This is a genomic window from Marinobacterium jannaschii DSM 6295, assembly GCF_000620085.1.
GTDB classification, from domain to species: domain Bacteria; phylum Pseudomonadota; class Gammaproteobacteria; order Pseudomonadales; family Balneatricaceae; genus Pontibacterium; species Pontibacterium jannaschii.
The window spans coordinates 348,092-359,421 of the sequence record NZ_JHVJ01000004.1 but is presented as its reverse complement, the minus strand read 5'-3'; the positions used below and the strand labels follow the sequence as shown (position 1 = coordinate 359,421).

12 protein-coding genes and 1 tRNA gene are annotated in these 11,330 nt (G+C 55.2%); 4 read left to right on the top strand and 9 right to left on the bottom strand.

Features of this window, described 5'->3' with window-relative positions; genetic code table 11:
- Nucleotides 1-265 precede the first annotated feature (265 nt).
- From Q354_RS0103270 to Q354_RS0103255, 4 genes are all read right to left on the bottom strand, one after another.
- A tRNA-Met gene (locus tag Q354_RS0103270) sits at nucleotides 266-342 on the bottom strand.
- A gap of 52 nt (nucleotides 343-394) precedes the next feature.
- On the bottom strand, nucleotides 395-787 hold the full coding sequence (locus tag Q354_RS0103265; protein ID WP_027856379.1) for a PilZ domain-containing protein: 393 nt from the start codon (nucleotides 785-787) through the stop codon (nucleotides 395-397).
- A gap of 5 nt (nucleotides 788-792) precedes the next feature.
- Nucleotides 793-1,584 (bottom strand): OmpA/MotB family protein, encoded by a 792-nt coding sequence (locus Q354_RS0103260; RefSeq protein WP_027856378.1) that lies wholly within the window; start codon nucleotides 1,582-1,584, stop codon nucleotides 793-795.
- A 22-nt stretch (nucleotides 1,585-1,606) separates the two neighbouring features.
- Nucleotides 1,607-2,374, bottom strand: coding sequence for a motility protein A (locus Q354_RS0103255; protein WP_027856377.1), 768 nt, complete (start codon nucleotides 2,372-2,374; stop codon nucleotides 1,607-1,609).
- Nucleotides 2,375-2,529: 155 nt separating this feature from the next.
- On the opposite strand from Q354_RS0103255, the gene Q354_RS0103250 reads away from it, so the two are divergent.
- Complete coding sequence (locus Q354_RS0103250; RefSeq protein WP_027856376.1) at nucleotides 2,530-3,408, top strand: DUF72 domain-containing protein; 879 nt, start codon at nucleotides 2,530-2,532, stop codon at nucleotides 3,406-3,408.
- On the top strand, nucleotides 3,408-4,016 hold the full coding sequence (locus Q354_RS0103245; protein ID WP_027856375.1) for a DsbA family protein: 609 nt from the start codon (nucleotides 3,408-3,410) through the stop codon (nucleotides 4,014-4,016). The genes Q354_RS0103250 and Q354_RS0103245 overlap by 1 nt, the downstream gene beginning before the upstream one ends.
- Nucleotides 4,017-4,055: 39 nt before the next feature.
- On the opposite strand, the gene Q354_RS28835 is transcribed toward Q354_RS0103245, so the two are convergent.
- A complete protein-coding gene (locus tag Q354_RS28835) occupies nucleotides 4,056-4,502 on the bottom strand; it encodes a cold-shock protein (protein ID WP_027856374.1) in 447 nt (148 codons plus the stop codon).
- A gap of 302 nt (nucleotides 4,503-4,804) precedes the next feature.
- Between Q354_RS28835 and Q354_RS0103235 the strand changes: the two genes are divergently transcribed.
- Together Q354_RS0103235 and plsB are read left to right on the top strand one after the other, a co-directional pair.
- Complete coding sequence (locus tag Q354_RS0103235; protein WP_027856373.1) at nucleotides 4,805-5,014, top strand: SlyX family protein; 210 nt, start codon at nucleotides 4,805-4,807, stop codon at nucleotides 5,012-5,014.
- On the top strand, nucleotides 5,014-7,299 hold the full coding sequence (plsB, locus tag Q354_RS0103230) for a glycerol-3-phosphate 1-O-acyltransferase PlsB (protein WP_027856372.1): 2,286 nt from the start codon (nucleotides 5,014-5,016) through the stop codon (nucleotides 7,297-7,299). Before Q354_RS0103235 ends, plsB begins: the two co-directional genes overlap by 1 nt.
- A gap of 7 nt (nucleotides 7,300-7,306) precedes the next feature.
- Here plsB and Q354_RS0103225 read toward each other — a convergent pair whose 3' ends face one another.
- The 4 genes from Q354_RS0103225 to mpl form a co-directional block, all read right to left on the bottom strand.
- Nucleotides 7,307-8,113 carry a class I SAM-dependent methyltransferase gene (locus Q354_RS0103225; RefSeq protein ID WP_051559843.1) on the bottom strand — a complete coding sequence of 269 codons (807 nt, stop codon included), beginning with the start codon at nucleotides 8,111-8,113 and terminating at the stop codon, nucleotides 7,307-7,309.
- 148 nt (nucleotides 8,114-8,261) lie between these two features.
- Complete coding sequence (locus Q354_RS0103220; RefSeq protein ID WP_027856370.1) at nucleotides 8,262-9,062, bottom strand: undecaprenyl-diphosphate phosphatase; 801 nt, start codon at nucleotides 9,060-9,062, stop codon at nucleotides 8,262-8,264.
- Between the two features lie 2 nt (nucleotides 9,063-9,064).
- Entirely contained in the window at nucleotides 9,065-9,748 is a 684-nt protein-coding gene (tsaB, locus tag Q354_RS0103215; protein ID WP_027856369.1) for a tRNA (adenosine(37)-N6)-threonylcarbamoyltransferase complex dimerization subunit type 1 TsaB, read from the bottom strand.
- A 100-nt stretch (nucleotides 9,749-9,848) separates the two neighbouring features.
- On the bottom strand, nucleotides 9,849-11,228 hold the full coding sequence (gene mpl / locus Q354_RS0103210) for a UDP-N-acetylmuramate:L-alanyl-gamma-D-glutamyl-meso-diaminopimelate ligase (RefSeq protein WP_027856368.1): 1,380 nt from the start codon (nucleotides 11,226-11,228) through the stop codon (nucleotides 9,849-9,851).
- Between the last annotated feature and the right edge of the window lie 102 nt (nucleotides 11,229-11,330).

Below are 11,330 nucleotides of genomic sequence, written 5' to 3'. Positions count from 1 at the left end.
GTCCCAGGCCTTCAAGACCCAGGACGGTGAAAATGAGCAAGACCCGCTATCCGGTTGATCGCAGTGCTGCCCCGCTTAAGTGAACGGCATTGGCCATAAGGCTGCCTTTCTATGTTTGGTAGCGGGGGCTGGATTTGAACCAACGACCTTCCCGGCCGTTATAAAGAGCCGAGCCCGACGCGCTCTTTCCGGGCTTATAACCCCGAAGGACGTATTAAATCGCCCTAAACGACGAAAGGCAGCCATAAGGCTGCCTTTCTATGTTTGGTAGCGGGGGCTGGATTTGAACCAACGACCTTCGGGTTATGAGCCCGACGAGCTACCATGCTGCTCCACCCCGCATCAATGTGGCGCATATACTACGTACAACTGCCATCTCTGGCAAGCTTTTATTTCACTTTCGTAGTACAGGCTCACTTCGCCGGGCTTCTACTTCTTTCCTGATCACCATTTTTTGCAGATGGAGTACCAGCCGCGACATCAGCAACTGCTCTCTTTCTGCCAAGCCACGAAACTCCGCCCGGGCGACTGCATTGATGGTGGTTATCACCTGCAACTGCAATTCAAATACATAGACCCGGTCGATCTTAAAGGAGATTCTGGCATCGTAGGTGCCCTCTTCCAGCGTCGAGGGGGGCTTAAAAGCGATACCGGTTGCCGATAGGTTGGTGATATCTACCTTGATACCGGCAACCTTCAGCCGAACCGGCAGGCTGTCATCAATATCAACCCTGAAAGCACTGCGCCGGTTGGCATTAGCATTATTTTCTTCTGGCAGAGTGAACAATGGGCTTACTCCGACTTTTCCAATACAAATTCAATACGTCTGTTTTTAGCTCGATTCTCAAGGTTGTTGTTCACAACCAGAGGAATCGCATCTCCATAACCGGTCGCCGTTACCCGGGTAGGCTGAACCCCACCCCTGACAAAATAACGTAAGACGGTTGTTGCCCTGACGGCTGAAAGTTCCCAGTTCGAAGGAAACTGCAGCGTGCGGATCGGCAAGTTATCGGTGTGGCCCTGAATATTGACCTTATATTGCGGATTTTTCCGCATCACCTGAACGATCCCATCCAGCATCGGCATCATCTGAGGATGAAACTCTGCTTCGCCCGAAGGGAACAGCGCCGAGCCTTTGACACGGATTACCAGCTTTCCATCCTTCGGCTGGCCCATCTCCACGGCATTGGTGGCATTAGCGATCTGAAACTTGCTTTCCAGTTCATCGGTTAAACGCTGCCACTCAGCGTCGATAGCAACATTCTGTGAATCCATCGCAGCTTCATTCGGCAGCTCTGATTCACTGCTTGCCAGATTATCCGCCGGCAGAACCTCTTCAGATTCTTGCGGTATCTCTGGCTTTACCGGCGCTTCGTGCTCCATGTTAATCACGCTATTAGCACCCTTTGCACCTTCAAGCGCCATATTCAACGAGCGCACCGCGTCGGTAAACTTCTCATTCTCCAGTGTAGACATAGAAAACAGCAGAATAAAAAACACCAGCAACAGGGTCATCAGGTCAGCATAAGTCAGTATCCACTCGTTGCTCTCAGGTTCGCTGTCCAATAACGCTTTAGTACCCATAATCAGTATGCTCGCTGGTCGTCTATTTGCTGCTGACTTTCAGAGGTTTGCGCTTCGCTTCCGGAATATAGGAGGAGAGCTGCTCATAGACGTGCATATAGTGATCGTTCGTCAGAATACCGATACAGCCTTCCCGGATGATTTCCAGGTTGGTTACTTCCTGCACGGTGCGCGCTTTTAGCTTGCCGGCTATCGGCAGAAAGACCACTGTAGACAGCAGAGAGCCATAAAACGTTGTCAGCAGCGCGACCGCCATTGCCGGTCCGATGGTATCGGGATTGCGCAACTCACTCAGCATCTGAATCAAACCGATCAGCGTCCCCAGCATGCCAAATGCAGGTGCGAAGGTTCCCATTTTCCTGAATACATCCTGGGTCGCATGATGGCGCGCCACCAGCGAGTCGATCTCGTTTTGCAGGGTGTTACGTATTACCTGCTCGGAAGCCGCCTCCGCCAGCAGGTTACAGACACGCTTTAAGACATGGGAGGGGCTGTTCACATCCGCCAGTTTCAGCAATCCATGACGGTGACTGACCCGGCTCAGCTCCAGCATGGTATCGATCATCTCCTGCGGATTAGTCTTATCACGGGTAAAAACGATAAAAGCCCCGTGAAAAGCGTTCAGTACATCCCGGAACTGGAACGTCAGAAGTGTCGCAGCCACCGTGCCGCCAAATACAATCATCATCCCCGGGACGTTAACAAAGACATCAGCGCTACCGCCGATAAAGATTGCAGAGACAATCAGGGCCACCCCTGAGATGATCCCTAACAATGAAGCAAAATCCATGTAAATCTCTCTATGCTTTGGTAAATTGCCTTACGCAGGAGGTAGCGACAGGATAGCCGATAAAGTCCAACTGCGAATTGCCTGACCAAGGTTATCAGACGCCCTGAAACTACGAAGAATTACCTAACCCCAAGCCAAGGTTTGCCCAGTATACAGTGACAACTTCAGATCAGACAGAGGCTCGCTGCTTTGCAGGTCTTCCACAATGGCAGCACCCTGCCTGGGAAGACAGTCTGCACTGTATCAGCAATCACGCCCACCCTCTCGCCAGGTACGCCAGCTATTTCAACAGCGTTGAAGGTAACACGACCTTCTATGGCCTGCCCGGGCACAAGTCATTAAAGCACTGGGATCAGATGGTTACCGAAAGCTTCCGCTTTTGCTTTAAGTTTCCCCAGACGATCAGCCATCAGGCAGAGCTGCGCCATTGCGATAAGGAGCTTGCCAGCTTTATCGAAGCGATGACTTTATTACAGGGAAAGATCGGCCTGCTCTGTTTACAGCTACCGGCCAGTTTCAGTATTCGCCAACTGGATATTCTGGCGGCCTTCCTGAAAAAGCTGCCGGCTGACTTCCATTATGGCATTGAGGTCAGAAACCCTGACTTCTTCCATAAGGATGATGCCGAACGCTCGTTTAACCGGCTGCTGATCGACCATCAGATTAACCGTATCAGTTTTGACACCCGGGCCCTGTTCGCCCTGCCTCAACAAGACCCTGTTTCGCTGGACGCCCAGGCCAAGAAACCACAGCTGCCCGTCCACGTGATTGCCACCGGCCAACGCCCGATGCTGCGCTTTATAACACCACTGGAGTGGGAAGCAGGCCTGCCCTGGCTGCAACCCTGGATAAAGAAGACCGCCGTCTGGCTGGATGAGGGCCGTTCACCCTTTCTGTTTTTCCATACACCGGACAACAACCAATCTCCCCAGCTGGCGGAGTATTTCGCCCGGGAGCTGAATAAGATCCGTCCGGGCAGCCTGTCGCTGCCCGAATGGCCCCAGCCGAACCTTAATCAGGAGTCTCTGTTCTGATGCAGTTTATCTATGTAATGGACCCGATGTGCAGCTGGTGCTGGGCATTTGCCCCGGTTATCAAGTCGCTGAAGGCGCAGTATCCGGGCATTCCGATCAGCCTGCTGATGGGAGGACTGGCACCTGACAGCGATCAGCCCATGCCGCGGGAGATGCAGCTCGGCCTGCAACAAACCTGGAAGCATATCGAACAGCATACCGCGACCAGTTTTAATCATGGCTTCTGGAGCCAGTGCCAGCCCAGACGCAGCACTTATCCGGCTTGTCGGGCGGTACTGGCCGCCGGGCAAATAGAGCCCGATAGCAGTGAAGCCATGATCGAGGCCATACAGCGCGCCTATTACCTGCAGGCTAGGAACCCATCTGACAGTGAAACGCTCTGTGAACTGGCCGGAGAGATTGGCCTGGATGAAGTATTATTTTCTGAGGCTTTGACAAGCGAGGTGACTGAGCAACAGCTTCAGGCCCAGCTGGCCCTGAAGGAGCGCTGGCAGATCAACGGATTTCCGACGCTGTTGCTGGCTGAAGAGGATACTTTAAAGATTGTCACGGCAGGATATTGTGACTGGGAAACACTTGAAGCACGACTAAGGCAGATGGGAATTTAGTCAACAAAAAACGGGAGCCAGAGGCTCCCGTTTTCGATATTAAGCCCGCGTCACCGAAACATCTTCGGCCTGCAAACCTTTATCACTTTCCCGCACATTGAAGCGTACTGTCTGGCCCTCCGCCAGAGAACGATGCCCACGACCACGGATATTACGGAAGTGAACAAATACATCATCCCCGTTATCACGGGTAATAAAACCAAATCCCTTGGATACGTTAAACCACTTCACTGTGCCAACTTCACGATTGTCATCTTCAGCCGGCTCTTCATATACGGTGTCCTGCCCTTCGTAGGACACTGACGCAGTTGCAGCATTTCCCCACGATGCAGCAATAGATGCGACAAGTACAACACCAAAAGAAACCAGCAATACTGGTGCTTCCAATGCAATCTCTACTCCAGCGACAGCTCCCAGTGAAACAGGAAGCAGAACAGCCGCCAGAGCGCTGATAACAACACTCCGAATCAGTTGACTACCACTCATTTAACTATCTCTTGTTTAAACTCTTATTCACAATATTTTTTGACTGTTGTATCTGCCGCTAAGGAAAAATCCCTAGCAGCCCAGAAGATATATCCAATTTCAACTATTTATTCAATAGCTTAAGGTAAATTGGGTGCTAAGAAGCCGCGACAAAGCAAAATTTCGGTTATAAATAGGGTGATTTCGGTTTTTTTGCGGCCCCGACAATAAGCCGTCGTTGTTTAAAGCAGGTTTTCCAGCATATCCAGCATTGCGCCGGTCTGAGATAATGGGTCTTTGCAGCAAACACACAGGAATATCGGATGTCGGTAGACGAACAGATTATCGAACTGGAAAGCCGTATCGCTTTTCAGGAAGATGCCATTGATAAACTCAGCGATGTTATTGCCCGTCAGGAGCAGGAGATCATGCGGCTGGAAAAAATGGTTCAGTACCTTCATCAGCAGGTAAAGACAATGGCGGAAAATCCCACCCGTAACCCTCAGGACGAAGCTCCGCCACCCCACTATTAATGAATAAAAATGCCCCCCTGATACAACGGCTGGCAGCCCGCCTGCTAAGACTGATCGTACGTCCGACTCTGTTGGGGCGGGCTAACCTGAACCATGGCGGCGACGTTTACTATGTGCTGGAAACACCGCGCAGCAGCCACCGGACCATTCTGCGCGGGCTCAGCGATAGGCTGATTGCCGATCACCGCTTTCTTTACGCCCATTCCGACGGACGCTATCCGCTCCGGGAAGCGATTGATGAGCTGTCGCGGATGCAGCACTCCAACAGTGAGCTCGATATACAGCTGGTACCCGTTACTATCTATCATGGCCGTATGCCGGAGCGGCAGCAGTCTTGGCTGAACCTGCTGTATGCCGAAACCTGGCACCGGGCCGGGGCGCTGGGGCGTGCCCTGCAGTTACTGGTTAATGGCCGGGCGACCCTGGTGCAGGCCAGTGAATCGATTGCGCTCAAATCGCTGATTGCAGAGACACCCGACGCCCATGCAACGATTGCCCGCAAGGCCAGCCGGGTACTGCGCAGCCACTTCAAGATCCGGCGCCAGGCCATTATCGGCCCGGACCTGTCCCATCGCCGCACCCTGCTGCAGGAAGTATTGCGCCACCCCAAAGTGCAACAGGCACTGGATCAGCAGAGTGCGGCCACAGGCAGTAGCCGGATCAGCCTGGAACAGCAAGCCCTGGCACAGCTGGATAAGATCGCCGCGAACTTCAGTCCGCTGACGGTACGTCTGCTTAATCCGTTGTTTGATCTGCTATGGCGCAAACTGTATTACGGCGTGGAGGTGCAGAATATAGACCGCATTCGGGCTATTGCCGGCACCCATCAGCTGGTCTACCTGCCCTGCCACCGCAGTCATATGGACTATCTGCTGCTCTCCTGGGCGCTCTATCGACAGGGTCTTATGCTGCCCCACGTCGCAGCAGGCGAGAACCTGAATATCCCGCTTATCGGTCCGATCCTCAAACGTGGCGGCGCTATCTTTATGCGCCGCAGCTTCAGGGACGACCCGGTCTACAGCGCCCTCTACGCCGCCTACCTCGAACAGATCAGTCATCGCGGACACTCCATCGAGTACTTTATCGAAGGCGGACGCAGCCGCAGCGGCCGTCTGTTACCGGCGAAAACCGGCCTGCTCGCCATGACCCTGGAGACCAGCCGGGGCAGCGCCGCCTACCCGGTGACTCTGGTACCGGTCTGGATCGGTTACGACCGGCTGGTCGAGAGCCATAGCTATCAGCAGGAACTGGAGGGGCAGCGGAAACAGGGCGAGTCGCTGCAGGGCGTCTTGTCGATGCTGAAGATCCTGCGCCAGCGTTTCGGCAATTGCTATCTCAGCTTTGGCGAGCCGCTGACACTCGCGGCAGCACCCGGCAACCGGGAATATCGTCCGGCCGAGCTGGGGAAGGAGGTTCTCAGGCGGATCAATCAGGCCGCCTGTATCACGCCAAATGCGATTGTCGCCACCACTCTGCTGGCGGCACCACGACAAACGCTGGATTGTGCAGACCTGGGCGCACGCTGCCAAGGCCTGCAACAACTGCTGAGCGAACTCACTGACAGCGGCAGACAAGTCAATGGCAGCAAAACTGATCACTGGATCGGGCAGTGCCAGAAACTACAGCAACTGACTCGCTCGGAAAACCGGGTTCAGCTGAACCCGGCACAGGCGCGGGAGATGACGTTCTATCGCAATAACCTGCTTCACCTGCTGGTGATTCCGGGACTCTACCTGCTGCTCTGCCATCGGCTCGGGCCACTGCCTTCGCAGTCGGTCAATCGCATACTCAAGCTGCTTATTCCCTATCTGGACGCCGAACTGCAGCTGCCCTGGGACGATGCGAGCTTAACCACTGAAATACGTCGTATCAGAGATCGCCTGGCCGAGAAAGGCCTGCTCAGGCAACAGCGACGTCAGTGGCAAACCAATCCGCTGCCACTGGCTCAGACCCTGATACAAACCGTCGAGCCTCTGCTGCTGCGTTACTACCTGACCCTGCTGGTGCTAAAGCAACATCCGCAGATCAGCCGTGATGACCTGATCCGCATTACGGCCACCCTGGCAACCGAGCTACACAAGACCTATGGCTTCAGCTCGCCGGAATATTCCGACAAGCGGGTACTGGGTATCTTTATTGACCAGCTGATCGAAAGGGAAATTTTGCAGCTACAACAAGGAAGGATCTGCTGCCTCAGTGATACCCGGGCGCTGCTACGCCATGCCCGCCGCACTCTGGGCGGACACCTGACGGAAAGTGCTGACCGACTGATCAGAACGCTTTAAACCACCTTTACTCTTCGGCGGTCAGCTTTTTCAGGGTATAGATATCATAGCGACTGGACTTACCTTCCAGCTGATAGCTGGGGGTACGCCCGGCCAGAAATGGCGCTTTTCGCGGTCGCTTCACCACAACCCGGTTTTCAGCGATCGCCAGCGCAGCATCCAGCAAGCCATCGGCATCCAGGTCATCGCCCACCACAGGACGAAATACCCGCATCTCCTTCTTCACCAGTGCCGACTTATCGTTATGCGGAAACATCGGATCAAGATAGACCACCTGAAAACGCTCGCCGGCATCGGCCTGCTGTTGCATCCACTGCTGGCTATTGGCGTGATGTAGCGTCATCCGGTCGACAATATCGAACACCTCATCAGAACGCTCTGCCCGCGCCAGGCCATCGGCCAGTAAGGCATGAATCACCGGCGCCCGCTCCAGCAGCGTCACCTCGCAACCCAGTGTGGCAAGCACAAAGCCATCCCGCCCCAGGCCCGCGGTGGCATCCAGCACCTGAGGCCGCACGCTGCCCTTAATACCCACCGCCTTGGCAATCATCTGCCCTTTACCGCCACCAAATTTGCGGCGGTGTGCAACCGCGCCGGTGACAAAATCCGCGCAGATCGCACCCGGCGCTTTGCGCCCGGTTGGCTGCAACTTCAGCCCTTCTGCCGTGAGCTGCAACAGCAATTCATACTGATCCGGCTCAGTGCCGAGCTGCGCCGGGCTGATCAGAGGCAGGGCGAGTGAATCCGCCAGCTGCCGGGCTTCGTTTTCAAGGAGGGGCTCCAGGGCGATCACCGCCAGAAAAAGTTCGCTCATAACGCTCAACTAATCAGTATCAGAAAGGATTGCCCGGCCGCAAAAAGCGCTTGCAGTCAGGCAGGACTGGGATACACAGGGGAGGAGTATAAAGGCCCGATGGTGACAGGAGCCACTGCCACCGCAGCCACTCCTGTAACAGCCTGAATCAGACGGCGAAGTAGACACCCAGCAGCGCAAAGCCCAGCAGCATGCGATAGATCACGAAAGGCGTCATCCCGATCCGGTTAAGCCACTGCAGGAACAGGTGAATACAGGCATAGGCGCTGAGCGCCGCAATCACCGCGCCCCCGCCGACCATCGTCCACTGGGCATCAGTGCCGGTTTCCGCCAGGTCTTTGGCTTTCAGCAAACCGGCCCCGAGAATCACCGGAATCGACAGCAGAAAGGAGAAACGCGCCGCCGACTGGCGATCATAGCCCGCCATCAGCGCGGCCGTAATCGTGATACCGCTGCGGGAGGTTCCCGGGATCAGCGCGATTGCCTGAGCAAAGCCGATAATCATCGCATCCTTAAGCCCCATCTCTTTCAGAGAGCGCACCTCGGTGCGGTTACGGTCCGCCCAGTACAGCAATGCACCGAAGATCAGCGTGGTACCGGCAATCACCAGAATAGAGCGGCCATATACATCAATTATGTCGTTGATTGCCAGACCAAAGACCACCGCCGGGATTGTCGCCAGCGCCACATACCAGGCCAGCCAGCCTTCGGGACTCTGCTTGCCGGTCAGGCTTTTCAGCCAGGCAACGATCATCTGAGCGATATCCTGACGGAAGTACAGCATCACCGCCGACAAGGTGCCGACATGGACACCGACATCAAATGCCAGTCCCTGATCCTCCCAGCCAAACAGCTGTGATGGCAGGATCAGGTGAGCCGAGCTGGAGATCGGCAAAAATTCGGTCAGCCCCTGTATCAGGGCAAGAAATGTAACTTGAAACCAATCCATGATTACTGTTGATCCTTCTTCTTCCAGGCTACTTCATCTCGCAGATAAACCGGCAGCGCATCCTCTGCGGCGACCTGCTTACCTGCATTCCAGTCCCTCAGCCCCAGGGACAGCATGTCCTGGGCGGAGGGATATATATCGTCATCAAGCAACGTCAGGCGCTGTTGAACCGCTGCACTCATATCGTCCAGATAACGCCAGCCACTGCCGGCCGCGGTCCAGTCCCCCTCCGGTAATACGAACTGATCCGGTGCGACCACCATCTCACGGCCCACCAGCTGCGGCAGCCCGTCGACCATCTCGTAGCAAGCGACATAGATCTCGTTCATACGGGCGTCCAGCGCGGTGACAATACGGCTGGCACCGGTCTTACTGAACACCGCCAGCGCCATCGACTCCAGCGTGGAAACCGGCAGCATCGGCAGCTGTGCCGCAAATGCCAGCCCCTGGGCGGCCCCCGTAGCGATTCGGATTCCGGCAAAGGAGCCCGGCCCGCGTCCAACACAGATCGCATCCAGCTCTACCATCTTCAGTCCGGCAGACTGCATCATCTGCTGCACCATTGGCAGCAGTTCTTTGGTGTGCTGGCGCGGAATAATACGGAAATCCTCCTGCTGCTGACCGTCAATATGCAAAGCGACAGAGCAGGCGTCGGTGGAGGTATCCAGGGCGAGTATTTTCGGCATGGCAATCGGTGTCCAACGGTGTAAAAGAGGCGGGAATTCTACCCGCCTCTAATGACTATTTCATCAACTTAAGCCAGGCTGTGGCAGGCTTATTCACGCCTTATGACTCCAGAGCCGAGACGATACGGCCGTGAATCCCTTCAAAGCCACCATTACTCATCACCACGATATGGCTTCCGGATAAGGCTTCGACAGCCAGTTGATCGATGATCTGCTGGGTCGAACGGCACAAGGCAGCCTCGACCGGACTGCTTTTGATCACCTCTTCCAGCGACCATTCCAGCCCCTGCGGCTGATACCAGAATACCTTGTCCGCTTTCGCCACACTGGCCGCCAGCTGAGCCTTATGACTGCCCAGTCGCATGGTATTGGAGCGCGGTTCGATCACCGCAATAATCTTCTCTTCGCCCACCTGGGCGCGGATACCCTCCAACGTGGTTTCGATGGCCGTCGGATGGTGGGCAAAGTCGTCATAGACCTTCACGCCATTGACGTCACCCACCAGCTCCATCCGCCGCTTCACACCACCAAAGCGGTTCAGGGCCTCGACGGCATGCTCGGGTAACACACCAACATTCCGCGCCGCCGCAATCGCAACCAGACCATTATTGACGCTGTGATCACCGGTCATAGACCAGTCGACAGTCCCTTTACTCTGGCCGTTGTGCAGCACCTCAAAACGGCTACCATCGGCGGTCAGCTTCCTTGCCTGCCATTCGATCCCCTCAAATACCTGATCGTCCTCTGCCAGCACAGCGCTACGCGACAGCTCACTCCAGCAGCCCTGCTGAATCACTTCATCCAGTGCCGGTTGCCCGGCAGGGACTATGATCTGGCCGATAGCCGGGACAATCCGCACCACATGGTGGAACTGGCGCTGGATCGCCTTGAGGTCGTCAAAGATATCGGCGTGATCAAATTCCAGGTTATTCAGGACCAGGGTGCGGGGATGGTAGTGGACAAACTTGGAACGCTTGTCGAAGAACGCCGTGTCGTACTCATCCGCCTCGATGACAAAGAACGGCGAGTTGCCCACCCGGGCCGATACATCAAAGTTCTTTGGCACCCCGCCGATCAGAAACCCCGGTTCCATCTGGTTGTAATCCAGAATCCAGGCCAGCATGGTAGCGGTGGTGGTTTTACCATGAGTTCCGGCCACGGCCAGCACCCAGCGATCCTGCAACAGGTGTTCACTCAGCCACTGGGGGCCGGAGATATAGGCGATACCGCTGTTCAGCATATGCTCCACAGCCGGGTTACCACGGGACATAGCGTTACCCACTACAATCAGGTCCGGAGCGGGCTCGAGATGGGCCGGATCATAGCCCTCCATCAGCTCAATACCCTGCGCCTGCAACTGGGTACTCATGGGTGGATATACATTGGCATCAGAGCCGGTCACCCTATACCCGAGTTGTTTCGCCAGCACTGCCAGCGACCCCATAAAGGTGCCACAGATACCAAGAATATGAATATGCACCCACTAATCTCCTTACAATGCCGCCGGGTATTCCAGTTTTAAAACAATTCACTAGGATATCTGGCACGAAAAGCTGATGAAAAAGGCATGAAAAAACAGAGG

What these genes read in the sequence shown, in the direction of transcription:
- Q354_RS0103260 (WP_027856378.1), bottom strand. Translation starts at nt 1,584, where the DNA reads ATGGGTACTAAAGCGTTATTGGACAGCGAACCTGAGAGCAACGAGTGG.
- Q354_RS0103255 (WP_027856377.1), bottom strand. Translation starts at nt 2,374, where the DNA reads ATGGATTTTGCTTCATTGTTAGGGATCATCTCAGGGGTGGCCCTGATT.
- Q354_RS0103245 (WP_027856375.1), top strand. Translation starts at nt 3,408, where the DNA reads ATGCAGTTTATCTATGTAATGGACCCGATGTGCAGCTGGTGCTGGGCA.
- Q354_RS28835 (WP_027856374.1), bottom strand. Translation starts at nt 4,502, where the DNA reads ATGAGTGGTAGTCAACTGATTCGGAGTGTTGTTATCAGCGCTCTGGCG.
- Q354_RS0103235 (WP_027856373.1), top strand. Translation starts at nt 4,805, where the DNA reads ATGTCGGTAGACGAACAGATTATCGAACTGGAAAGCCGTATCGCTTTT.
- plsB (WP_027856372.1), top strand. Translation starts at nt 5,014, where the DNA reads ATGAATAAAAATGCCCCCCTGATACAACGGCTGGCAGCCCGCCTGCTA.
- Q354_RS0103225 (WP_051559843.1), bottom strand. Translation starts at nt 8,113, where the DNA reads ATGAGCGAACTTTTTCTGGCGGTGATCGCCCTGGAGCCCCTCCTTGAA.
- Q354_RS0103220 (WP_027856370.1), bottom strand. Translation starts at nt 9,062, where the DNA reads ATGGATTGGTTTCAAGTTACATTTCTTGCCCTGATACAGGGGCTGACC.
- tsaB (WP_027856369.1), bottom strand. Translation starts at nt 9,748, where the DNA reads ATGCCGAAAATACTCGCCCTGGATACCTCCACCGACGCCTGCTCTGTC.